Below are 23183 nucleotides of genomic sequence, written 5' to 3' on the forward strand. Positions count from 1 at the left end.
GCTTGCACAGATATTTGAGACATGAAACATTCTCCGCGAGGTTGCTTTTTGAATGGCGGAGGGGCGTGATGCGGAAACGATCGATGCTGGCGGCACTCGCGGCGATGGCTTTGGTGACGAGCGCGGGGCCGACATTCGCACAGCAGACGATCCGCGTCGGCTGGACCATCCCGGCGGAAGAATCCAAATACTGGATGATGAAGCGGCCCACCGAATTTCCGGATCTCGGCAAGACCTACAACATCGAGTGGACCCAGTTCCAGGGAACGGCACCGATGACGCAGGCGCTGGCCGCCGGCGCGCTCGACTGCGCCACGCAGGCGCCGCTGTCGCTGGCGAACGGCGTGGTCGGCGGCGGCCTCAAGGCCTACATCGTCGCCCAGCACGTCTATGAGAAGCCGGGCGGTTTCTCGGTCTACTGGGCGGTCAAGGACGATTCCCCGATCAAGACCATCGCCGACCTGAAGGGCAAGACGGTCGGCATTTCCGTGATCGGTGGCGGCACGCAAGGGCCGTTCAACATGCTGCTGAAGCAGGCCGGGCTCGATCCCGCCAAGGACATCAAGCTGGTCGAGGTCGGCTTCGCGGTGTCGGAGGATGCGCTGCGCCAGGGCCGCGTCGACGCCGTCAACATGAATCAACCCTTTGCAGCGCGCGCCGAGGCCAAGGGCGGCACCCGCAAGCTGTTCTCGCTGTCCGAGGCGATGCCGAACATCGTGCACATCCTCGAGGCCTGCCGCGCCGACTTCGTCGACAAGAACCCGGAGCTGGTGAAGGCCTATGTCCGCGACATCACGACGGGCATGAAGAAGGCGCTCGCCAATCGCGACGAGACCTTGAAGGTGGTGTCGGAGGTCATGAAGGCGCCGGTTGCCGTCATCGACACCTATCTGCTGAAGGACAATGATTTCGGCCGCGATCCGGTCGCCGCGCCGAACTTCCCGGCGATCCAGAAGATGCTCGACATCTACGCCGAGACCGGCATGCTGCCGAAGCTCGACGTCGCCCAGTTCAAGCATCCGACGATCGTCGCGCCGATCCAGTAGGCGGCCGGCGCGGAGCCTTGTCGATGAGGAAGCTGCGATCGCGCGTGACGGTGGAGGGGCTCGATCGCGCCCCGCACCGCGCCTTCATGCGCGCGATGGGGCTGGATGATGCCGACATCGCCAAGCCGATGATCGGCGTCGTCAGCCAGAAGGGCGAGCAGACGCCCTGCAACATGACGCACGACTTCCAGGTCGATGCGGCCAAGACGGGCATCTCGGAGGCCGGCGGCACGCCGCGCGAGTTCGCCACCGTCTCGGTCTCCGACGGCATCAGCATGAACCACGAGGGAATGAAGTTCTCTCTGTTCTCGCGCGAGCTGATTGCCGACTCCATCGAGGCCGTCGTCCATGGCCTCGCCTATGACGCGCTGATCGGCTTCGGCGGCTGCGACAAGACCTTGCCCGGCGTCATGATGGGCATGGTCCGCTGCAACGTGCCGTCGATCTTCATCTATGGCGGCAGCGCGCTGCCCGGCAACTACCAGGGCCGGACGCTCACGGTGCTCGATTCTTACGAGGCCGTCGGCAGCTACATGACCGGCGAGATCGATGCACGGACGCTCGAAGGCATCGAGCGGACCTGCCTCCCGACGATCGGCGCCTGCGCCGGGCAGTTCACCGCCAACACCATGGGCATGCTGTCGGAGGCGATGGGCCTGTCGATGCCCAACGTCTCGATGATTCCCGGCGTCTATGCCGAGCGAGCGCACGTCGCGCGTCAGGCCGGACGCCTGATCATGCAGATGCTCGCGCGCGGCGGGCCGCTGCCGCGCGACATCGTCACCCGCAAGGCGCTGGAGAACGGGGCGGCCATTGTCGCGGCCACCGGCGGCTCCACCAACGCCGCGCTGCATCTGCCGGCGATCGCCAATGAGGCCGGCATCCGTTTCACGCTCGACGATGTCGGCGAGGTCTTCGCGAGCACGCCGCTGATCGGCAATCTCAGGCCGGGCGGCAAGTACACGGCGAAGGACGTCTACGACATCGGCGGCGCCGCCGTTGTGATCCGCGCGCTGATCGAGAGCGGCCACATCGACGGCTCCTGCATCACGGTCACCGGCCGCACGCTGGCCGAGGAATATGGCGCGGCCAATGCGCCGGACGGCGAGATCGTGTTCAGCCCGGCCAGGCCGATCATGGCGGATGGCGGCGTCGCTGTCCTCAAGGGCAACCTCGCGCCCGACGGCGCCGTCATCAAGGTTGCCGGCCTCAAGAACCTGGTGTTCGAGGGCCGCGCGCGGGTGTTCGAGGACGAGGAGGCCTGCGTCGCCGCGGTGCGCGCACGCAACTATCAGGCCGGCGAGGTGCTGATCATCCGCAACGAGGGTCCGGTCGGCGGTCCTGGGATGCGCGAGATGCTCGGCGTCACGGCGCTGATCTATGGCCAGGGCATGGGCGAGAAGGTCGCGCTGATCACCGACGGCCGCTTCTCCGGCGCCACCCGCGGCATGTGCATCGGCTATGTCTCGCCGGAAGCCTTCGTCGGCGGTCCGCTGGCGCTGGTGCAAGACGGCGATCCGATCCGCATCGATGCGAAGGCGCGCACGCTCGACGTGCTGCTCGATGAGTCCGAGCTCGCGGTGCGTCGCAGCGCGTGGTCGCAGCGGCCGCCGCGGCACAGGGCAGGGGCACTGGCGAAATACGCGAAACTCGTTGGGCAGGCACCGCTCGGCGCCGTGACTCACGAAGGGCCGGCCGAATGGCCCTGGTTCGATCAGGACCGGGAATGATCCGCGCGTGGCGACGATTGGCAGGTTTCTTGCTAATCTGCGGCAGTCTGTCTTGCCTGATTTCACGGAGCGTTTGAGCGTGCTGCATCGGAAAGAGAAGCCGACATGGACGTGACCCCGATCCGCCCCGGCCAGCTCGCGGGCACTCCGCTCGGCCGTCGCGCGGCCACGCCGATCATCGAGATCGATCACGTGTCGCAGGTGTTCAAGACCTCGTCGCGCCGCGACCACACCGCGCTGTCGGACATTTCGCTGACGGTCGGCGAGGGCGCCTTCGTCTCGATCCTCGGTCCCTCCGGCTGCGGCAAGTCGACCTTGCTCTACATCGTCGGTGGCTTCGTCAGCCCGACCAGCGGCACCGCGAAAATGAAGGGCAAGCCGATCACCGGTCCCGGCACCGATCGCGGCCCGGTGTTCCAGGAGTTCGCGCTGTTTCCCTGGAAGAGCGTGCTCGGCAACGTCATGTATGGTCCGCTGCAGCAGGGCAAGAAGCCGGCGAAGGCCGAGGCGCTCGCGCGGACTTTGCTCGCCATGGTCGGACTTACCGGCTTCGAGAAATTCTATCCCAAGGAGCTCTCCGGCGGCATGAAGCAGCGCGTCGCGCTGGCCCGCACGCTGGCCTACGGGCCGGAGGTGCTGCTGATGGACGAGCCGTTCGGCGCGCTCGACGCGCATACGCGCACGCGGCTGCAGAACGACCTGCTCGACATCTGGGAGCGCGACCGTAAGACGGTCCTGTTCGTGACCCACTCGGTCGAGGAAGCCGTGTTCCTGTCCGACAAGGTCGTCATGATGTCGCGCTCGCCCGGCCGAATCCGCGAGGTGATCGACATCGATCTGCCCCGGCCGCGCCGCCGCGAGGAACTGCTGCTGGACCCGCGCTATCAGAAATACATCGTCGACATCGAGCGCATGTTCGACGATTCCGGTGACAACGAGCTGCCGTCATGAATGGTCTGTCGAAGCCGCTCGCGCCGATTCTGGCCTGCTGCGGCCTGCTGCTGGCTTGGCAGCTCGCCTCGCTCGGGCTCAAGAACGACAGCTTCCCGACCGCGCTGGAATCGCTGCGCGCGATCCCGCCGATCCTCACCGACAAGGAATCCCTGATCAACATCATGGCCTCGCTGCGGCGGATGGCGATCGGCTTCGCGCTCGCGCTTGCGTTCTCGATTCCGCTCGGGTTGCTGATGGGGCGCAGCCGGTCGACCGCCGCCTTCTTCAATCCGCTGCTGATGCTGATCTACCCGGTGCCGAAGGCGGCGCTGATGCCGATCATCATGCTGTGGCTCGGCGTCGGCGACATCTCCAAGACGCTGGTGATCTTCCTCGGCGTCAGCCTTCCGGTGATCTACCACAGCTTCGAGGGCGCCAAGGCGGTCGAGGAGAAGATGCTGTGGTCGGGCGCGGCGATGGGGCTCTCGGCCGGCGAGCGCCTGCTGCGCATCGTCCTGCCCGCAGCCTTGCCGGAGATCCTGACCGGCTGCCGTACCGGCCTGGTGCTGGCGCTGATCACGATGGTCACCAGCGAGATGATCGCGCGGCAGTCCGGCGCCGGCAACATCCTGTTCAACGCGCTCGACATGGGCCAGTACGACACGGTGTTCGCGATGATCATCATCATCGGCGCCATGGGCATCTGCCTCGATGCGGCGTTCGAGGTCGTCAGGCGCTGGCTGGTGCGCTGGTCCGAGCCGCAGTTCGACATGCCGCTGAGCTTCTCATGACGCGCACCTCCAACGACATCCTGCTGGGCGCCGCGCCGATCGTGCTGGTCCTGCTGCTGTGGCAGGGGCTGGTGTCGTTCGGCTACGCGCCGCCGACCCTGCTGCCGCCGCCGGGACAGGTGTTCCAGCGCATGGGCCAGCAACTCACCAGCGTCACCTTCCAGCAGGACATCGTGGCGACGCTGTTCCGGCTGTTCGCGGGCTTTGCGATCGCCGTGGTGCTCGGTGTTTCCCTGGGAATTGCCGCCGCGGTGAGCCCGCCTGTCAACGCCGCCGTCAAGCCGATCGTGCGCGTGCTGGCGCCGCTGCCGAAGGTCGCGCTCTATCCGGCCTTCCTGCTGCTGCTCGGCTTCGGCCACGAATCCAAGATCATGCTGGTGGCGGCGGATGCGCTGTTTCCGATCCTGCTGTCGAGCTATTACGGCGCCGCCACGGTCGAGCAGAAGCTGATCTGGTCGGCGCTCGCCGCCGGGACGCCGCCGCGCGACGTCCTGTGGAAGGTGGTGCTGCCGGCCGCGATGCCCTCGATCCTGACCGGTTGCCGCATCGGCCTCGTGATCTCCTGCATCGTCGTGTTCCTGGCCGAGATGATCACCTCGACCGACGGGCTCGGTCACGTGCTGGTGACCGCCGCGCGCACCTTCCAGGCCGTCGACATGTTCGTGCCGCTGATCACGATCTCGCTGCTGGGCCTCATTCTCAACGCCCTGCTGCAAGGCCTGCGCGCTTATCTGCTGCGCGGCTTCCCCTCGGTCTGATAACAACACAACGACAATCGGGAGAACGACCATGCTGGCGGATCGCATCGAGGCGAAATGGATCGACGCATTCTGTGAGATCTTCGAGCGCTGCGCCGTGAAGGCGGGCGACACCGCTGCGATCCTGTCGGAGACGCAGTCCCGGGCGCTGAACGTCCACATCGCCGAGCTGGCGTTGCTGCGGATGGGCGCGCGGCCGTTCCATGTCGTGGTGCCGACCCCGCGCAACAAGCATCCCGTTCCCGTCCGTTCGACCGGCGCGTCGGAGGCGATCGGCAAGCTCGCGCCGGTGGTCTCAGCGCTTCAGCAGGCCGGCTTCGTCGTCGACTGTACCATCGAAGGCCTGATGCATGCGGTGGAGACGCCGGAGATCCTGAAGGCCGGCGCGCGCATCCTGGTGATCTCCAACGAGCATCCCGAGGCGCTCGAGCGCATGGTGCCGGACTCGGCGCTCGAAAAGCGGGTGCGCGCCGCCGCCAAGATGCTGCGCGGAACCAAGCGGATGCGCGTGACGTCGAAGGCCGGCACCGACCTCGACGTGATCATGGAGGGCGCCTCCACCGTCGGCGTCTGGGGCTGGACCGATCGTCCGGGCACCCTGGCGCACTGGCCGGGTGGCATCGTCGTCAGCTTCCCCAAGAGCAAATCGGTCAACGGCACCATCGTGATGGCGCCCGGAGACATCAACCTCACCTTCAAGCGTTATCTGAGTTCGCCTGTCACGATGACCCTGCGCGACGACTACGTGACCGATCTGGCAGGCGAGGGCGCCGACGCAGCGATGATGCGATCTTATCTCGCGTCCTGGGGCGACCGCGAGGCATACGCCGTGTCGCATGTCGGCTGGGGCATGAACCCCGGCGCGCGCTACGAGGCGCTGGCCATGTACGACCAGCGCGACACCAACGGCACCGAGCTGCGCGCCGTCCCCGGCAACTTCCTGTTCTCCACCGGCGCCAACGAATTTGCCGGCCGCTACACGGCGGGTCATTTCGACCTGCCGATGATGGGCACCACGATCGAGCTGGACGGTGTGGCCGTGATCAAGGAGGGCGTGCTGCAGGATGTGTTCGGGTAGAGTCCTGCGCATTCTACTGGCGAGCTGCCGCCGCGGCGGTAGTGCGCTCCCCTCCCCCTTGCGGGGAGGGGGCGGGGGTGGGGGTCCCCATACGCTGAACTTCGTTGTGGGCACAACTGCTCGTACCCAAACCTCCACTGTGAGACGCGTGGGGCCGCAACACGCCATCGGTTGATCGATGCAGGGCTCTTGTGCTCGTCACTCCAAGCACAACTCGTGGACCCCCACCCCCAACCCCTCCTTGCAAGGGGGAGGGGGCGCACCGTCCTCACGGGGCGGGCCGGCCCAAATGACAAGCGCCGAGACAGAATCATCCCGCTATTCTGTTAAAAATAATCTTCTTGCTATTTTTCGGAAATCATGGTTCTCTCTCTGCATCCCGCCTCACTGCGGAGGGGCGTTGCGCGCGATCGTCACGACACGCGAGGTGGGGATGCGATGGCCGCGAGAGATCGCAGCGTCTTCTCATGAGGGCGCGGACGAACGATCGCTCGCGGACGTGAAGTCGCAGCGTCCTGATACCCCGATGCTGGTATCAAGTCGCGTCGGCCTGAGTGCCGCGCGGTGATGGTGGCCAACAAGCCCGGCGCACCAGGGAGACTGCGTATAAGCGTTAGACCCATCGCGCAGGGAATGCCGGCGTGTTCGGCTTTGCCTGTGGTACCTGCCGCCTGCATTTTTTTTCGCAGGCGGGCCATGGGTGAGGCCTTCACCCGGCATTCCCTGCGCCCTCTGCATGATTCGCGAGGGACCCATTCGATGCATGACTCGGGCGAGATGCGCCGCGAGAACGACCAGTTATGTCGTAGCTGTTTATTTGGCCCGCTGTTTGAGCCGTGAACCCACCCCACCCACCGCCGTCGGCGTTCGCCGGGACGACGTCGGAGTTCGTTGATGTCGTTGCGGTCAACATTCGCGAGAGGCGAAGATCACCGCAGCCGTAGGGTGGGCAAAGCGGCCACCCGCAGGGCGGTTGCGTGCCCACCGTAGATCCACGCAATCGGCGCGACTGGTGGGCACGGCGCGCGAGAGATCGTCACGATCCGGCGACGGCGTGGCGCGCCTTTGCCCACCTCACGGCTCCGTTGCTGCCGCGTGCTCCGCCTCAATCCACCACCGGCGGCCGGGCGAGCTTGAAATGCCGCAGCATCTCGACCAGCGCGCCGAGCCGCTGCTCGCGATAGGCCGCAACGTCCATCCCGGAATAATCGAGGAAGCCGGCGCCGGTGCGCAGGCCGATGCGGCCCTCGGCCATGTTGCGCTCGATCACCTCGGGTGCGCGGTAGCGGTCGCTGCCCAGCGCGCCTTCGAGGTAGCGGCTGGCGTAGTAGAGAATGTCACCGCCACCCCAGTCGATGAATTCGAGCAGGCCGAGCACCGCGTAGCGGAAGCCGAAGCCGTAGCGGATCGCCTTGTCGATCTCCTCGGCGCTGGCGACGCCTTCGTCGACCATGCGCGCCGCCTCGTTCATGGCGAGCGCCTGGATGCGCGGCACGATGAAGCCCGGCGTCGCCGCGCAGACCACCGGCACCTTGCCGATGTCTTCCAGTAGCGCCTTCAGCCCCGCGGTGACATCGGGATCGGTCGCCTTGCCCGGCGAGATCTCGACCAGCGGAATCAGATAGGCTGGATTGAGCCAGTGCGCATTCAGGAAGCGCTCAGGACGCTCCACCGCACCAGAGAGATCGTCGACCAGGATCGTCGATGTCGTCGAGGCGATGATGACGTCGGGCGCGACCGCGCGCGACGCCGCAGCCAGCACTTCGCGCTTGAGGTCGACGATCTCCGGCACGCCTTCGAACACCAGCGTGGTCTGTGCGAGGACATCGCCGCTCGAGCCGGCCGGCGCGACGGCGATCTTGTCCATCAGCTTGTTGGCGTCAGCGGCCTGCAGCATCCCGAGCCGCGCCAAGGTCGCGAATGTCGCGCCGACCTCGCCGAGCGCATCGCGCTGCAGGCTGGCGAACTCTTCCGCCGTGCGCGGCTTGATGTCGATCATCGTCACGGGATGGCCGGCATAGGCGAAGGCAACGGCAATGCCGCGGCCCATGCGGCCGGCACCGAGGCAGGCAATATGACCGCGCGCGCTCATACCGCAAATCCCTCGCTTAACAGCGCCTGTAGCGCGGCTCGGTCGAGGCCGCCCAAGCCGAGGCTTTCGAGCGTACGTCCCGTCGCCATGAAGTCCTCGCCGCAGATCGCGCCGCCGATGGCCAGGAAGGCGCGGGCGAGCGGCGTCGGCGTGCCGGTCAGCTCGGCGGCCGAGATCAGGAACGACAGGCCGAGCCTGAGATCCTCGCGCATGTAGCGGTGCTCAGTCAGCACGAGCTGCTCGCGCCAATCGCCGGAATCGGTCAACCGGTCGTGCGAGCCGCGACCATACATCCAGATCTCGCCCTCCTTGGCGTAGTGATGCGCCAGCGGAAAATGCGGCGCGCCGTAGCCGAGCGCCTCGCGCACCGCGATCCGCTCCGCATCGAGCGCGTCGGTGACGCGGCGGATAGAGGGCTGCGTGCCTTCCTTGTGAATGTCCCAGCGCTCGAAATGCTCGATGGGGCCGGCATTCATCACGATCAGCGGCGGATGGATGATGCAGCCGGCATTCATCAGCGCACCCGACAGCGCATCGCCGCATGGCTCGGTCACGCCGGGGAAGGCGCGGCCGATCACCGCGAGCGCGTGCTCCGCCGTCTTGAGAGGAAACACGCCGACCGGGAGCCGCTTGGCCCGGATGGTGATGGCAACCTCGAACGGGCCGTGCTTGCGCGTCAGCCAGGGCAGGGTGCCGGTCTCGGCGTAGCTGACGCTGGCTTCATTGCCGGCCTCGCGCGCCGCCGCTGCGAAGATCATGGTGCCGAAGGTCGCCGGGGGCAGGAACACGACCTGCCCATCGGCGAGATGCGGCGCCAGCAGGCGGGCGATGTCGGCTTGCGCGAAGGCCGGCGCCGGGCAGAGGATCAGCTCGGCACCGCTGATAGCCTCGCCGATGTCGGTCGTGACCAGCGCGAGCCGCGCCTCATGCCGGCCATTGACGTCCTTGACGACGATCGTCGAGCCCGCCGCGCGATGCTGCGCGACAGCGTCCGCATCGCGGCGCCACAGCCGGACCTCGTGACCTCCCAGCGCGAAATCGCCTGCCGCCGCAAAGGAGCCGTTGCCGCCGCCGAGCACTGCAATTTTCAAGAGCGCGTCTCCGTCTCGCTTATTTGGGGCCGTCGATCTGGCGCAGCAGATGGTGCTGCACCTTGCCGAGCGCGGTGCGCGGCAGGTCGTCGACGAAAACGATGTCGCGCGGCACCTTGAAGCGCGCGAGCTGCGACTGCAGATGCGCGCGCAGGGTCTCGGCGTCCAGCGCGCAGCCCTGGCGCCTGACGACGAACGCCACCGGCACCTCGTCCCAGCGCGGATCGGGCCGGCCGATCACGCCGCAATCGACGACGTCGGAATGCTCGCGGAGCACGCGCTCGATCTCGGCTGGGTAGACGTTCTCTCCGCCCGAGATGATCATGTTGTTCTTGCGCTCGAGCACGAAGAAGTGCCCCTCGGCATCGCGCTGGGCGATGTCGCCGGTGCGGTACCAGCCGTCATGGATCGCCTGTTGCGTGGCTTTGGCGTTGCCCCAATATTCGAAGAACAAATTGGGCCCGCGCACGGCGATCTCGCCCGCTTTGCCCGCCGGAAGCTCGTCGCCGTCTTTGTCGATGATCTTGGCCTCGCAGCACAGCCCGGGCAGGCCGGTCGAGCCTGCGCGCGAGAGGTCGCCGCCGAGCCGTGTGTAGACCGCGATCGGACAGGTCTCGGTCGAGCCATAGACCTGCAGCACCGGCACGCCGCGCGCCGTGATACGCTCGATCAGCGCTGGCGGCACGATGCTCGATCCGGTCGCAACAGCTCTCAGCGAGGACAGGTCCGTCGCGTTCCAATCGGGATGCTCGGTGACGGCCTGGATGGTTGCCGGCACCAGCACGGTCAATGTCGGCCGGTCGTTGACGATCGCTGCCAGCGTCGAATCCGGCGTGAAGCGGGCGTGCAGCGTGACGGTGGCGCCGTGATGCAGGGCCGGCGTGGTCTGGATGTTGAGGCCGCCGACATGGAACAGCGGCAGCACCGTCAGTACGTGATCATCGGAGGTCAGGCCATGCATGTGCTGGCTCATCACCCCGTTCCACAGCAGCGCCTCCTGCCGCAGCACCGCGCCCTTCGGCCGGCCCGTGGTGCCCGAGGTGTAGACGATCAGCAGCGGGCAGGAGAGATCGATGTGCGGGTTGCGGTCGTCGCCATGACCGCGCGCCAGCAGTTCATCGAGCGTCAGTCCGTCGGCCGGGGCAAAGTCGATGCCGACCGGCGCTGTCTCCGGGTGGCTCTCGGCCAGCGCCGGCAGCACCGGCGCGAACGCCTGCTCCAGCACCAGCACCTTGGCGGCAGCATCCGAGAGAATGAAGACCTGCTCGGCCACTGCAAGCCGCCAGTTCAACGGCACCAGGATCGCGCCGAGCCGCGCACAGGCATAGAGCAGGACCAGATAGTCCGGCCGGTTGAGGCTCAGAATCGCGACGCGGTCGCCACGTCCGACGCTGAACTCCGACTTGAGCGCGCGCGCCATCAGCGCGATGCGCTCGCTGAAATCGGCATAACTCTGCGTTACGCCATCGAAATGGATCGCCGGCTTGTCCGGCGTGAACGCCGCATTGCGCTCGATCAGGCTGCAGAGGTCCACGCTCAGTCGTCCGTCTCGCCGGGCTCGTACAGTGCCTCGCGGCCGATGCGGTCGAGGCACAATTCCGCGGTCCAGGGCAACATCAGGGAGCCGCAACGGCTGTCGCGATAGATGCGCTCCAGCGGCAGCGTCTTCAGCATCGATTGTCCGCCGCAGGTGCGGATGGCGAGCGCCGCCAGGTCATTGGCCCCCTCCATCACCGAGTACTGCGCCGCATAGGCGCGCAGCACCTGCTCCTTCGTCGGATTGGCGCGTGCCTCAGTGACGGCCTGGAACCAGATGCCTTTGATCTGTTCCAGCTTGATCTGCATCTGCGCGACCGCGATCTGCTTGGTCGGGTACATCCGCCGCTTGACCGGCGGCATGCCCGGCACCTCGCCGCGCAGATATTTGACGGTGAAGTCATACGCGGCCTGCGCCAGCCCCATATAGGTCGGCGACAGCGTCATGAACATGTGCGGCCAGCGCATCGCTGCCTGGAAGTAGACGCCGCGCGGCATCAAGGCGGCGTCCTCCGCAACGAAGACATCCTTGAACAGCAGTGTGCGTGACACCGTGCCGCGCATGCCCAGCGGATCCCAGTCACCGACGACAGAGACGCCCTCCGTTTTCGCCGGCACAGCGAGATAGAGCGTGTTGCGGCGGGACGCCTTCTCACCCTCGCTGACTTCGGTGCATAGCACTCCATAATAATCTGCGTGTCCGGCAAGCGAGGCGAAGATCTTCTTGCCGTTGATCAGCCAGCCGCCCTTGACCGGCTTGGCCTCGGTGCCGAACGCGACGCCGCCCGCTGCCGCCGCGCCGCCCTCCGAGAACGGCTGCGAATAGATCGCGCCGTCGTCGACGATGCGCTTGTAGTGGATCGCGCGCCGCCGCTCGTGCTCGGCGCGGACGTCCTCGTCCATGTCGAGATCGTCGGCGAGCGGTCCGGACCACAGGGTCGAGCAGACGTGCATGTTCCAGGTCAGCGCGGTGGCGCCGCAATAGCGGCCGATCTCGGCGGCGGTGAGTGCATAGGTCTGGTAGCCCGCACCGAGGCCGCCGAGAGCCTTGGGAACGGAGATGCCGAGCAGGCCCGCGCGATGCAGGTCCTTGTAGTTCTCAGTCGGAAAGCTCGCCTCGCGATCCCAGGTCGCGGCGCGGCCCGCCAGCACGCTCTGCCCGAGTTCCCGGGCCCGTGCGATGATGTCGGCCTGCTCGGCCGTGAGCCGATATGCCGCCGGATCGAACATCGGAGCATCGAGGGCTTCGCCGGAGGCTGTCGCCGTCTTCTGGACCGGGATCGTCATCATCTCTCCGCTGTCGCTGGTGTTGCACGTGCCGTCAGGAACGTATCGAGTGCGGCGTTGAAATCGCCGGGCCGTTCGAGATTGACGAGATGACCGGCGCCCTGAAGTTCGACGTAGTCGGACGAAGGAATGAAGCTCGCCATCTTCTCCATCATCGGCGCCGGCGCGTTGCGATCCTTCGAGCCCGAGAGCACCAGCGCCGGCACCTTGATGTCCTTCAAGGCTTGTCGCCGGTCGAAACCGAGCAGGGCCAGCATGCTGGCGCGATAGCTTGCCTCGGGTACGCCGGCCATGCAGGAGGTTGCAATTTCAAGGCCGCGCGGATCGGGATCGTCGCCGACCAACTCCTTGACCAGGTCCGGCGCCAGCGACGCCATCGTCGCGCCCCGATCGAGCGGGCCGAGGCGCGCCTCGATGAACGATTTCTGCCAGTCCCCGTCGGCCTTGCCGAAGGCCGGGCTGGTCTGAGCCAACACCACGGCTGCCGCGGCCTGCGGATGCGTCGTCAGCCATTCCTGTACGATCATTCCGCCGATGGAATGACCAACGAGGATCGGCTGCTTGGCGCCGATCTGGATCAGGAAATCTTGAAGCGCAGCGGCGAGCGTGGTGATGCTGACCATGTCGAGCCGTGCGGATCGGCCATAGCCCGGCATGTCCCAGGCCACCGCATGGCAGCGCTCGCCGAAATAATCGAGCTGACCACGCCATGCGCGCGCGGCACCACCGATGCCGTGCAGGAACACAACGCTCTGTTGCTCGGGCGTCCCCGATGCCTCGTAGCCGAAGCGGCCGTCCTTCGTGGTAAAGATTTGCGACGCAGGCACGCAGACCTCCGAGATATGCCCGAGGCCGCTACGTTGCTCGCTCCGGGCCCTTGAACGCTAGTCGCGGTAACCGAGGTGTCAAGCCGCTTCCGGCGTGTTGTTGCAAAAATTTGAAGTTTAAAATAACTTCCCCGTCGAGACCTGCCAACGAAATCAGAGGAGGCGCACGCATGTCCGGACTTCCGCAAGCCGCGCATGCGATGGTGACGGGGGGCGGGCGCGGCATCGGCCGCGAAATCGCGCGCGCCTTGAAGCTTGCGGGCGCAACCGTGACGATCGTCGGTCGCAACGGCGCAACGCTCGATGAGGCGGTCGCGGCCGGATGCGCGGATCACGCCGCAATCGCCGATGTTGCCGATCCGGCGGCGCTCAATGCCGCAGCCGCAAGCGCCGCCGCGCGTCGGCCGATCGACATCCTGATTGCCAATGCGGGAAGCGCAGAATCGGCGCCGTTCCTGAAATCCGACACCGCGCTGTTCCACCGCATGATGGACATCAACTTCATGGGCGTCGTCCACGCCGTGCAGGCGGTGCTGCCGGCGATGAAGGGCAGGCCCTATGGCAGGATTGTCGCCGTGGCGTCGACCGCGGGTCTCAAGGGCTATCCCTATGTCAGCGCGTACACCGCGGCCAAGCATGCGGTCGTCGGCCTCACGCGATCGCTGGCGCTGGAGCTGGCCGCGACGCGCGTCACGGTCAATGCCGTGTGTCCCGGCTTTACCGATACCGATCTTGTCGCGGAAAGCGTCGACAACATCATGAAAAAGACCGGCCGCAGCCGGGAGCAAGCGATCGCCGAACTTGCCAAGCACAATCCGCAGGGGCGTCTCATCACGCCGCAGGAGGTTGCCGACACCGTGCTGTGGCTGTGCGGCAGCGGTGCCGGTGCGATCACAGGGCAGGCGATCGCGGTTGCCGGCGGCGAAGTGTGAGCCGCAGCGCCCTGGCCTAACGAAGACAGTTGAACAGAGGGAGCTTACATGTCGAGACCGGCCAATCCCGTCACCGTGCCGCTGGCGGACTACAAGCCCAGCCATTTCCTGCTTGCGGTCAAGGATCGCGTCGCGACCGTGACGTTGAACCGGCCCGAGCGCAAGAACCCGCTGACCTTCGAGAGTTATCGCGAGCTGACCGACTTCTTCCGGGCCTGCGCGTTCGACGATGACGTCAAGGCGATCGTCGTGGCCGGTGCAGGCGGCAATTTCTCGTCCGGCGGCGACGTTTTCGAGATCATCGGTCCGCTGGTGAAGATGGACACTAAGGGCCTGACCGCGTTCACCCGCATGACCGGCGATCTGGTCAAGGCGATGCGCGCCTGTCCTCAGCCGGTCGTGGCTGCCGTGGAGGGCATCTGCGCCGGTGCGGGCGCGATCGTCGCGATGGCCTCGGATATCCGGCTCGCCACGACCGGTGCCAAGGTCGCCTTCCTGTTCAACAAGGTCGGCCTTGCCGGCTGCGACATGGGCGCCTGTGCGATCCTGCCGCGCATCATCGGCCAGTCGCGCGCCTCGGAGCTGCTCTACACCGGCCGCTTCATGAGCGCGGACGAAGGCGAGCGCTGGGGCTTCTTCAGCCGTATCGTTGCGCCGGCCGAAGTGCTGACCCAGGCGGTGACGCTGGCGACCGAGATCGCGAACGGTCCAACCTTCGCCAACACCATGACCAAGCGCATGCTGGCCATGGAATGGGCGATGTCGGTGGAGGAGGCGATCGAGGCGGAGGCAGTTGCCCAGGCCTTGTGCATGACAACAGAGGATTTCAATCGCGCTTTCGAAGCCTTCGCCGCCAAGTCCAAACCGGTCTTCCAGGGGAATTGAGCTGCTGCGGGAACCGAAGGGACTTGCCAGGAGATATTTTAGGTCTAAAATAATTTTCATTGGCTCGGCTCTCCAGTGGAGGCGCTCATGAAGATCGCGATCATCGGCGGCGGACCTGCCGGTCTCTATGCGGCGATATTGCTCAAGAAGCAGCGGCCCAGCGCCGACATCGCGGTCTACGAGCGCAACCGCGCCGACGATACGTTCGGCTTCGGCGTGGTGTTCTCCGACGCCACGCTCGACAATTTCGAGAAGCACGATCTGCCGAGCTACCAGCGGATCACCCAGGAGTTCGCCTACTGGGATGATATTGCCGTGCATTTCCGCGGCACGGTCCACCGGGTCGGCGGCAATGGTTTCTGCGGCTGCTCGCGCCGCACGCTGCTGCGAATCCTGCAGGAGCGAGCGCGCGAGCTGGGTGTGACCCTGCAGTTCGAGGTCGACCTCGAGGACGAGTCGCAATTCGCTGATGCGGATCTCCTGATCCTGTCTGACGGCATCAACAGTCGTTTCCGTCAGAAGTACGTCGATCACTTCCAGTCGGAGGTGGATCTGCGCGCCAACAAGTTCGCGTGGATGGGCTCGACCAAGCCGCTCGATGCCTTCACCTTCATCTTCCAGGAGACCGAGTGGGGTCCGTTCATCGCGCACGCCTACCAATACGAGGCGGGGCACTCGACCTGGATCTTCGAGACGGATCCGGAGACTTTTGAGCGGGCCGGCCTGACCGGGCTCGACGAGCGGCAGTCCGCCGACCGCATGAAGGAGATCTTCGGCTGGTTCCTCGGCGATCATCCGCTGCAGATCAACCGCTCGATGTGGCGCAATTTCCCGATGATCCGCAACAAGCGCTGGGTCAAGGACAACATGGTGCTGCTCGGTGACGCCAAGTCGACTGCGCATTTCTCGATCGGCTCGGGCACCAAGCTTGCGATGGAGGACGCGATCGCGCTGGCTGACGCCATGCAGCGCGCGCCCAACATTCCGGCGGCGCTCGATCTTTACGAGCATGGCCGGCGCGAGGAGGTCGAGAAGACCCAGCACGCCGCCGACGTGTCGCTGGTCTGGTTCGAGCACGTCGACCGCTTCTGGGATTTCGATCCGGTTCAGTTCGCGTTCGGCGTGATGACGCGCTCGAAAGCGATCACCTACGACAATCTCACTCTGCGCGCGCCGGACTTCGTGGCCGAGGTCGACAAGGCCTTCGCGCGCCAGGTGCGATCCAAGGGTTTTGACGTCGATGTCGACAAGCCGGTCGCGCCGATGTTCCAGCCGCTCAAGCTGCGCGAGATGACGCTCGCCAACCGCGCCGTGCTGTCGCCGATGTGCATGTACTCGGCCGAGGAGGGCGTGCCCGGCGATTTCCACCTCGTGCATTATGGCTCGCGGGCGATCGGCGGCGCTGGCCTGCTGTTCACCGAGATGACCTGCGTCAGCCGCGATGCGCGTATCACGCCTGGCTGCGCCGGCCTTTGGAACGATGCGCAGCAAGCGGCGTGGAAGCGCATCGTCGATTTCGTTCATGCGAACTCGCGGGCGAAGTTCGCGCTGCAGCTCGGCCACGCCGGCCGCAAGGGCGCGACCAAGTTGATGTGGGACGGTATGGACCGTCCGCTGGAGCAGGGCGGCTGGGACATCGTGTCGGCGTCGCCGCTGCCGTACTTCCCGGACAGCCGGGTGCCGCGCGAGCTCGACCGCGCGGCGATGGATGCAATCAAGGCCGACTTCGTCGCTGCGGCCGAGCGTGGCAACCGCTGCGGATTCGACATGCTCGAACTGCACTGCGCCCACGGCTATTTGCTCGCCAGCTTCATCTCGCCGTTGACCAACAAGCGGACCGACGACTATGGCGGCTCGCTGGAGAACAGGCTGCGCTTCCCGCTGGAAGTGTTCGCGGCGATGCGCGCGGCGTGGCCGGCGCACAAGCCGATGTCGGTGCGCATCTCCGCCACCGACTGGGCCGACGGCGGCGTCACCGGTGACGACGCGGTGCTGATCGCCCGCGCGTTCGGCGAGGCCGGCGTCGATCTCGTCGATGTCTCGACCGGCCAGACCGTTTGCGAGGCCAAGCCGATCTACGGCCGCATGTTCCAGACGCCGTTCTCCGATCAGGTCCGCAATGAGGCTGATGTCGCGACCATGTGCGTCGGTAACATCACCTCGGCCGACCAGGTCAACACCATCCTGGCCGCCGGCCGCGCCGATCTCGTCGCGCTCGGCCGTCCGCATCTGGTCGACCCCTCCTTCACGATGAAGGCCGCGGCCTGGTACGGCGCCGACATGTTCTGTCCGCCGCAATATCTGCCGGGCAAGGAGCAGATCTTCCGCAACAGCGTCCGCGACCGGCAGGATTTCGAGGAGCTGAAGATTAAGGCTAAGCCGAAAACACGGGCCGAGCTGAAGGCCGAGGCTGCGAAGCCGCTTGCGGCGGAGTAAGGCTCCGTGCCACGCTGCTGCCCGGTACGAGAAGTGCGAGTGGAGTAGAGGCGATGAAGGCGATCATCGTTGGCGGCGGTATCGGCGGATTGACCACGGCCCTGATGCTGCGGGCGCGCGGCATCGACTGTGAGCTGTTCGAGCAGGCGGATGCAATCCGCGAGCTCGGTGTCGGCATCAACACCCTGCCGCACGCGATCCGGGAGCTCGCCCAGCTCGGGCTGCTCGACCGGCTCGACGAAGTCGCCATCCGGACCTATGAGCTGTTCTACTTGACTCGGCGCGGCCAGGAGGTCTGGCACGAGACCCGCGGGCTCGACGCCGGCCACGACGTGCCGCAATTCTCGATTCACCGCGGCCGTCTGCAGAGCGTGATCCATCAGGCGGTGATGCAGCGGCTCGGGCCTGAGAAGGTCCACACCGGCTGCCGGCTCGGCTCGTTCACCCAGGACGAGGGCGGTGTGACCGCCTATTTCTTCGATCGCACCGGCGCTCATGTTCACACCGTCCGCGGGGACGTCCTGATCGGCGCCGACGGCATTCATTCCAAGGTCCGGCAGACGCTGTTCCCCAATGAGGGCGCGCCGTGCTGGAACGGCCTGATGCTGTGGCGCGGCGCCACCGACTGGCCGGTGTTCCTGACCGGGCGGTCGATGATCATCGCCGGCGGCCTGAACGCCAAGGCGGTGATCTATCCGATCGCCGAGGGCTCGAGCCCCGCGACCCGCCTCACCAACTGGGCCGTGCTGGTGCGCATCGGCGATGCCAACACCGCGCCGCCGCGGCGTGAGGACTGGTCGCGGCTCGGCAAGACGGATGAGCTGATGCCGCATGTCAACGGCTTCTCCATTCCCCAGGTCGACTTCGCCGCGATGGTGCGGGCGACGCCGGAGTTCTGGGAATATCCCTGCTGCGACCGCGATCCGCTGCCGTACTGGTCGAGCGGCCGCGTCACCTTGTTGGGCGATGCCGCGCATCCGATGTACCCGGTCGGCTCCAATGGCGCCTCGCAGGCCATTCTCGATGCCCGCGCGCTCGCCGATGCCTTGGCCCGCTCCGAGCATCCGCGCCAGGCGCTGATGGCCTATGAGCAGAAGCGGCTGCCGATGACCGCCGAGATCGTCGCGTCGAACCGCCGCGGCGGCCCCGAGGGCGTCATCGATGCCGTCGAGCAGCTCGCGCCGCAAGGCTTCACGGACATCAACACCATCCTCAACTACGAGGCCCGAGAGGGTATCGTGCGCGGTTATGCGAGCCGGGCCGGCTTTGCCGCGCGGATGGTAACGCGGCAGGCGTCGTAGCAACGATCTGAGACTGCCCGAACGGCTGCCCCTCACCCCAGCCCTCTCCCCGTGAGGACGAGGAGAGGGAGCGCGCTGCGTTCTGCGCGACAGTTCGAAAACAATCGCCAGATCCGGCTCACGCCCCCGGAGGCGGGGGCAGGAAGTGGATGTTGTGCTCGGCGGCGAGCTTCACCACGTCGTCCGGGTTCTGCTCGCGCATGTTGTGGATCGCCCAGAACAGCTCGTAGAGCCGCCGCGTCGGCGACACCCAGAACAGCGTCTTTGCCGTCTGCTGCGACTTGTTGAAGATGCCGTGCGGCTTGCCCATCGGCAGCCGCACCGTGTCGCCGGCGGTGGCGTATTCCTCGGCGCCATCCAGGAAGAAGTCGAGCCGTCCTTCGAGGATGTAGAGATACTCGTCCTGGTCGGGGTGGATGTGCGGCGGCACGAAGGTGCCGACCGGGAACGTCGCGTGCCAGGAGAAGCTGTGCTCGGTGCGGTTCTTCGGCACATAGACCTGGCCGAGAATGTTCCAGGAGATGCCCTGGATGCCCTCATTGGCCCGGGTGATGCCGGCGATTTCCGGATGGTTCATGTCGTTTTCGCTCCCTGCTGTTACTTGGCCGCGCAATCCTTGGCGTAGCGGTCGGCGTAGTTTTCGAACACCTTCTGTACGATCTCGGTCTGGAACTTGCCATCCGGCCGCTTGGCGACCTTGGTCAGATAGAAGTCCTGGATCGGATAGCCGTTGGTGTTGAACTTGAAGTTACCGCGCAGCGAGGCAAAATCGGCCTTCTTCAGCGCCGCGGCCACTGCATCCTTGTTGCTGAGGTTGCCGCCGACCGCCTTCACGGCGCTGTCGATCAGCAGCGCAGCGTCATAGGCCTGCATCGCGTAGGTGCCGGGCACGCTGTTGTAGGCGGCCTCGTAGCCGGCGACGAACTTCTTGCTCTGCGGATTGTCGAAATTGGGCGCCCAGTTGGCGCCGCCGAACATTCCGACCGCGGCATCCTGCTGCGCAGGGAGCGTGGATTCGTCGACCGTGAAGGCCGAGAGCACCGGAATGGTGTCGGCAAGGCCGGCCTGCTTGAACTGCTTGACGAGGTTCACGCCCATGCCACCCGGCATGAAGGTGAACACGGCGTCCGGCTTCTGCGAGGAGATCTTGGACAGCTCGGGCTGGAAGTCGAGCGTGTTGAGCGGAACGTAGGACTCTTCGACGATCTCGCCCTTGTAGTCGAGCTTGAAGCCGGCGACGGAATCGCGGCCGGCTTGATAGTTCGGAACCAGCAGATACATCTTCTTGTAGCCGCGGTCCTGCGCGACCTTGCCGAGAACGGCATGCACCTGGTCGTTCTGGTACGAGGTCACGTAGAAGTAGGGGCTGCATTCCTTGCCGGCGTAGCTGGACGGACCGGCATTCGGGCTGATCAGGAAGGTCTTGTTCTCGGTGACCGGCCGGTGGATCGCCTGCAGCATGTTGGAGAAGATCGGACCGACGACGAAGTCGACCTTGTCACGCTCGAGCAGGCCCTTGACCTTGGTGATCGCGGCATCCGGCTTCAGCTCGTCGTCGGCGACGACCACCTCGACGTCCTTGCCGCCCATCTTGCCGCCGAGGTCCTTGATGGCAAGGTTGAAGCCGTCGCGGACCTGGCCGCCGAGCGCGGCGGCGGGGCCGGAGAGGGTGACGATGACGCCGATCTTGATTTTGTCGTCGGCCAGCGCCGGCTGGGCGAGCAGGCTCGCGGCAATGCCAAGACCGACGCCGAGACCGGCCAGCTTCGAACTTATTTTCATGACAACTCCCCCGGGATGCGGAAATTCAGGTTTATGTTTTTTTGCACCTGACCAAACGATGGGCCAGACCGCAGCTTGGTCACAAGCCTAGTCTGATGACGCCCTCAGCTGCAAGCGAGCTGCTCGCGGAAGGGGCAGTTTCGGCACGCATGCAAGCGCCGCGCCAATTGCTTGAAGGTTAAAGGAATTGCCTCCTCATCGTCCTGCGCAAAATGACGGTACATTTTTCCTTGCTCCCAGGAGGTCCTGAAGGTCAAACTCACGAGCCTCGCCAGACGAGGCTGAACGTGCCCAAGTGATTCCGTCATGACGCTTGATTCCGAGACCAAGGCCGTCGAGCTGCCCGAGGACCATGCCGAGGAGCTGCGGCTGTGGCTGCGCCTGCTCACCTGTACGACCCTGATCGAAGGCGAGATCCGCAGCCGGCTGCGCGAGCGTTTCGACGTGACCCTGCCGCGTTTCGACCTGATGGCGCAGCTCGACAAGGCGCCTGATGGCATGACCCTGTCCGACGTCTCCAAGCGCATGATGGTCTCGAACGGCAACGTCACCGGACTGGTCGAGCGCCTCGTCGAATCCGGCCATCTGGATCGCCGCACCTCCGACACCGACCGCCGCGTCCAGGTGATCCGGCTGACCAAGCTCGGCCGCGCCGAATTCCGCAAGATGGCGGCCGAGCACGAGACCTGGATCGCGGACATCTTCGGCGATCTCACGGAGAAGGACGTGCGCGAGTTGATGCGGCTGCTCGCCAAGACCAAGGGATCGGCGCAGAAGGCCGTGCAGCGCCGGCAGGATTGAAGCGGGCCTGACAGGACGTCGCAGGCCACGCTGCCACGCGCGGCAGGCGCTCAAACAATTTGCGGGCAGTGCACAATCTTCGGCTCTTGCGCCTAGATGTTTTAAGTCTAAAATGTTTAGGACTGAAACGTGCCGGGCGTCCTTCCCTTCAGACAGGAGCGTGTGATGGCCACTGCCGCCAAGGTTCAGCAGCCGGAGAGCGCCAGCGCGCATGCGCATAGCGCCCACGTCGACACCTTCGCCCAGGACAATCTGCCGCCGCGTGAGCTGTGGCCAGACTTCGTCTTCAGCCGGCCCGAATTCCAGTATCCGCCGCGGCTGAACTGCGTGACGCATTTCGTCGATCGCTGGGTCAAGGAGGGGCGGGGCGATGCGCCATGCATCATCAGCGCTGACATCAGCTACACGTATCGCGAGCTGCAGGCACTGGTGAACAGGATCGCCAACGTCCTGGTCGGCAAGCTCGGTCTCGTGCCCGGCGGCCGCGTGCTGCTCCGCTCCGCAAACAATCCGATGATGGTTGCCACCTATCTGGCCGTCATCAAGGCCGGCGGCATCGTGGTCGCCACCATGCCGCTGCTGCGCGCCAAGGAGCTGTCCTATCCGATCCAGAAGGCGCAGATCGCGCTGGCCTTGTGCGACGGCAAGCTGGCCGACGAGATGGAAAAGACCCGCCCGATCGCGCCGGCGCTGAAGCAGGTGGTCTATTGGGGCAACGGCCAGCCCAACGCGCTGGAGGCGCTGATCGCCGATGCCAGCCCGGAGTTCACCGCGGTCGATACCGCCTCCGACGATCTCTGCCTGATCGCCTTCACCTCCGGCACGACCGGCGATCCCAAGGGCACCATGCATTTCCACCGCGACATGCTCGCGGTGTGCGACGGCTACGCCCGCAACGTGCTGCGCGCCAGCCAGAGCGACCGCTTCATCGGCACCGCACCGCTCGCCTTCACCTTCGGTTTCGGCGGCGTGCTGTTTCCGATGCACATCGGGGCATCCTACGTCGTGCTGGAAAAGACCTCGCCGGACGATCTGCTCGCGGCCATCGAGCGCTACAAGGCCACCATCTGCTTCACGGCGCCGACCGCCTATCGGGCCATGCTGAGCAAGCTCGATGGGCGCGACATCTCCTCGCTGCGCAAATGCGTCTCCGCCGGTGAGACCCTGCCGAAGCCGACCTTCGACGCCTGGCTGAAGGCGACCGGGCTGAAGCTGATGGACGGCATCGGCTCGACCGAGATGCTGCATATCTTCATCAGTGCCGTCGAGGACGAGATCCGTCCCGGCGCCACCGGCAAGCCGGTGCCGGGCTACGAGGCCAAGATCGTCGACGACGAGGGCCACGACGTGCCGCCGGGCACGATGGGGCGGCTCGCGGTGCGGGGTCCCACCGGCTGCCGCTATCTCGCCGACGAGCGTCAGCGCAAATACGTCCAGAACGGCTGGAATGTCACCGGCGACACCTATGTGATGGATGAGGACGGCTACTTCTGGTATCAGTCGCGCTCTGACGACATGATCGTCTCGTCCGGCTACAACATCGCCGGCACCGACGTCGAGGCGGCGCTGTTGACGCATGCGGCGGTCGCCGAATGCGGCGTCGTCGGTGCTCCCGACGACGCGCGCGGAATGGTCGTGAAGGCGTATGTCGTGCTGGCGCCGGGGGTGGAAGGCACGCCGGCGCTGGTGGCCGAGCTGCAGGAGCATGTCAAACGCGAGATCGCGCCGTACAAATATCCGCGCGCGATCGAGTTCGTGACGCAACTGCCCAAGACCGAGACCGGCAAGCTGAAGCGGTTCGCCCTGCGGCAGATCGCGCAGGCTGCCGCTACGCCGTCGCCCGGCGCGGCCTCGTAGGAGAGACAAGGAGAGACGTT

General features: G+C 65.8%; 19 protein-coding genes. 12 read left to right on the forward strand and 7 right to left on the reverse strand.

Going from position 1 to position 23183, the window contains the following annotated elements:
* Positions 1-68: 68 nt before the first annotated feature.
* The 6 genes from ACQR03_RS23790 (at position 69) to ACQR03_RS23815 (ending at position 6336) form a co-directional block, all read left to right on the forward strand.
* Positions 69-1046 (forward strand): ABC transporter substrate-binding protein, encoded by a 978-nt coding sequence (locus ACQR03_RS23790; RefSeq protein ID WP_316170664.1) that lies wholly within the window; start codon positions 69-71, stop codon positions 1044-1046.
* A gap of 23 nt (positions 1047-1069) precedes the next feature.
* Positions 1070-2776, forward strand: coding sequence for a dihydroxy-acid dehydratase (gene ilvD, locus ACQR03_RS23795; protein ID WP_316164296.1), 1707 nt, complete (start codon positions 1070-1072; stop codon positions 2774-2776).
* 105 nt (positions 2777-2881) lie between these two features.
* Complete coding sequence (locus ACQR03_RS23800; RefSeq protein WP_315715604.1) at positions 2882-3727, forward strand: ABC transporter ATP-binding protein; 846 nt, start codon at positions 2882-2884, stop codon at positions 3725-3727.
* Positions 3724-4500: an ABC transporter permease gene (locus tag ACQR03_RS23805; protein WP_315715605.1), complete on the forward strand. Its 777-nt coding sequence runs from the start codon at positions 3724-3726 to the stop codon at positions 4498-4500. The genes ACQR03_RS23800 and ACQR03_RS23805 overlap by 4 nt, the downstream gene beginning before the upstream one ends.
* Entirely contained in the window at positions 4497-5258 is a 762-nt protein-coding gene (locus ACQR03_RS23810; RefSeq protein WP_315752008.1) for an ABC transporter permease, read from the forward strand. Before ACQR03_RS23805 ends, ACQR03_RS23810 begins: the two co-directional genes overlap by 4 nt.
* Positions 5259-5289: 31 nt before the next feature.
* Positions 5290-6336 carry a peptidase M29 gene (locus tag ACQR03_RS23815; protein ID WP_434841943.1) on the forward strand — a complete coding sequence of 349 codons (1047 nt, stop codon included), beginning with the start codon at positions 5290-5292 and terminating at the stop codon, positions 6334-6336.
* 1105 nt (positions 6337-7441) lie between these two features.
* Here ACQR03_RS23815 and ACQR03_RS23820 read toward each other — a convergent pair.
* The 5 genes from ACQR03_RS23820 to ACQR03_RS23840 are packed head-to-tail and all read right to left on the reverse strand — an operon-like array spanning position 7442 to position 13169.
* Positions 7442-8428 carry a 3-hydroxybutyryl-CoA dehydrogenase gene (locus ACQR03_RS23820; protein ID WP_316186873.1) on the reverse strand — a complete coding sequence of 329 codons (987 nt, stop codon included), beginning with the start codon at positions 8426-8428 and terminating at the stop codon, positions 7442-7444.
* On the reverse strand, positions 8425-9519 hold the full coding sequence (locus ACQR03_RS23825; RefSeq protein ID WP_316164298.1) for an NAD/NADP-dependent octopine/nopaline dehydrogenase family protein: 1095 nt from the start codon (positions 9517-9519) through the stop codon (positions 8425-8427). Before ACQR03_RS23825 ends, ACQR03_RS23820 begins: the two co-directional genes overlap by 4 nt.
* A 19-nt stretch (positions 9520-9538) precedes the next feature.
* Positions 9539-11053 (reverse strand): class I adenylate-forming enzyme family protein, encoded by a 1515-nt coding sequence (locus ACQR03_RS23830; protein ID WP_434841944.1) that lies wholly within the window; start codon positions 11051-11053, stop codon positions 9539-9541.
* 2 nt (positions 11054-11055) lie between these two features.
* The gene (locus ACQR03_RS23835; RefSeq protein ID WP_316193351.1) at positions 11056-12342 is read right to left on the reverse strand and encodes an acyl-CoA dehydrogenase family protein; all 1287 of its coding nucleotides are present in this window, start codon (positions 12340-12342) and stop codon (positions 11056-11058) included.
* Entirely contained in the window at positions 12342-13169 is an 828-nt protein-coding gene (locus ACQR03_RS23840; RefSeq protein ID WP_316174704.1) for an alpha/beta fold hydrolase, read from the reverse strand. Before ACQR03_RS23840 ends, ACQR03_RS23835 begins: the two co-directional genes overlap by 1 nt.
* Before the next feature lie 170 nt (positions 13170-13339).
* On the opposite strand from ACQR03_RS23840, the gene ACQR03_RS23845 reads away from it, so the two are divergent.
* The 4 genes from ACQR03_RS23845 to ACQR03_RS23860 all read left to right on the forward strand — a co-directional run bounded on the left by ACQR03_RS23845 (position 13340) and on the right by ACQR03_RS23860 (position 18723).
* Positions 13340-14101, forward strand: a complete 762-nt coding sequence (locus tag ACQR03_RS23845; protein ID WP_315715613.1) for an SDR family NAD(P)-dependent oxidoreductase — start codon at positions 13340-13342, stop codon at positions 14099-14101.
* Between the two features lie 48 nt (positions 14102-14149).
* A complete protein-coding gene (locus ACQR03_RS23850; protein WP_315715614.1) occupies positions 14150-14986 on the forward strand; it encodes an enoyl-CoA hydratase family protein in 837 nt (278 codons plus the stop codon).
* Positions 14987-15073: 87 nt separating this feature from the next.
* Positions 15074-17422 (forward strand): bifunctional salicylyl-CoA 5-hydroxylase/oxidoreductase, encoded by a 2349-nt coding sequence (locus ACQR03_RS23855; RefSeq protein ID WP_434841945.1) that lies wholly within the window; start codon positions 15074-15076, stop codon positions 17420-17422.
* A gap of 53 nt (positions 17423-17475) precedes the next feature.
* Entirely contained in the window at positions 17476-18723 is a 1248-nt protein-coding gene (locus ACQR03_RS23860) for a flavin-dependent oxidoreductase (RefSeq protein WP_434841946.1), read from the forward strand.
* 118 nt (positions 18724-18841) lie between these two features.
* Here ACQR03_RS23860 and ACQR03_RS23865 read toward each other — a convergent pair whose 3' ends face one another.
* A complete protein-coding gene (locus ACQR03_RS23865; RefSeq protein ID WP_315751999.1) occupies positions 18842-19300 on the reverse strand; it encodes a cupin domain-containing protein in 459 nt (152 codons plus the stop codon).
* A 20-nt stretch (positions 19301-19320) separates the two neighbouring features.
* Entirely contained in the window at positions 19321-20505 is a 1185-nt protein-coding gene (locus ACQR03_RS23870; protein WP_434841947.1) for an ABC transporter substrate-binding protein, read from the reverse strand.
* 306 nt (positions 20506-20811) lie between these two features.
* Here ACQR03_RS23870 and ACQR03_RS23875 point away from each other — a divergent pair, with 306 nt between their 5' ends.
* On the forward strand, positions 20812-21306 hold the full coding sequence (locus ACQR03_RS23875) for a MarR family winged helix-turn-helix transcriptional regulator (protein WP_315751998.1): 495 nt from the start codon (positions 20812-20814) through the stop codon (positions 21304-21306).
* A gap of 165 nt (positions 21307-21471) precedes the next feature.
* A complete protein-coding gene (locus tag ACQR03_RS23880; protein ID WP_316193347.1) occupies positions 21472-23163 on the forward strand; it encodes a benzoate-CoA ligase family protein in 1692 nt (563 codons plus the stop codon).
* The last annotated feature ends 20 nt before the right edge of the window (positions 23164-23183 follow it).

Origin of the sequence: Bradyrhizobium sp. HKCCYLS3070 (genome assembly GCF_051167575.1) — a bacterium.
Lineage (GTDB): Bacteria > Pseudomonadota > Alphaproteobacteria > Rhizobiales > Xanthobacteraceae > Bradyrhizobium.

Coding starts and splice junctions, on each gene's coding strand:
- ACQR03_RS23875 (WP_315751998.1), top strand. CDS start 20,812: ATGACGCTTGATTCCGAGACCAAGGCCGTCGAGCTGCCCGAGGACCAT.
- ACQR03_RS23805 (WP_315715605.1), top strand. CDS start 3,724: ATGAATGGTCTGTCGAAGCCGCTCGCGCCGATTCTGGCCTGCTGCGGC.
- ACQR03_RS23815 (WP_434841943.1), top strand. CDS start 5,290: ATGCTGGCGGATCGCATCGAGGCGAAATGGATCGACGCATTCTGTGAG.
- ACQR03_RS23880 (WP_316193347.1), top strand. CDS start 21,472: ATGGCCACTGCCGCCAAGGTTCAGCAGCCGGAGAGCGCCAGCGCGCAT.
- ACQR03_RS23850 (WP_315715614.1), top strand. CDS start 14,150: ATGTCGAGACCGGCCAATCCCGTCACCGTGCCGCTGGCGGACTACAAG.
- ACQR03_RS23820 (WP_316186873.1), bottom strand. CDS start 8,428: ATGAGCGCGCGCGGTCATATTGCCTGCCTCGGTGCCGGCCGCATGGGC.
- ACQR03_RS23870 (WP_434841947.1), bottom strand. CDS start 20,505: ATGAAAATAAGTTCGAAGCTGGCCGGTCTCGGCGTCGGTCTTGGCATT.
- ACQR03_RS23845 (WP_315715613.1), top strand. CDS start 13,340: ATGTCCGGACTTCCGCAAGCCGCGCATGCGATGGTGACGGGGGGCGGG.
- ACQR03_RS23800 (WP_315715604.1), top strand. CDS start 2,882: ATGGACGTGACCCCGATCCGCCCCGGCCAGCTCGCGGGCACTCCGCTC.
- ACQR03_RS23860 (WP_434841946.1), top strand. CDS start 17,476: ATGAAGGCGATCATCGTTGGCGGCGGTATCGGCGGATTGACCACGGCC.
- ACQR03_RS23790 (WP_316170664.1), top strand. CDS start 69: ATGCGGAAACGATCGATGCTGGCGGCACTCGCGGCGATGGCTTTGGTG.
- ACQR03_RS23810 (WP_315752008.1), top strand. CDS start 4,497: ATGACGCGCACCTCCAACGACATCCTGCTGGGCGCCGCGCCGATCGTG.
- ACQR03_RS23835 (WP_316193351.1), bottom strand. CDS start 12,342: ATGACGATCCCGGTCCAGAAGACGGCGACAGCCTCCGGCGAAGCCCTC.
- ACQR03_RS23855 (WP_434841945.1), top strand. CDS start 15,074: ATGAAGATCGCGATCATCGGCGGCGGACCTGCCGGTCTCTATGCGGCG.
- ACQR03_RS23865 (WP_315751999.1), bottom strand. CDS start 19,300: ATGAACCATCCGGAAATCGCCGGCATCACCCGGGCCAATGAGGGCATC.
- ilvD (WP_316164296.1), top strand. CDS start 1,070: ATGAGGAAGCTGCGATCGCGCGTGACGGTGGAGGGGCTCGATCGCGCC.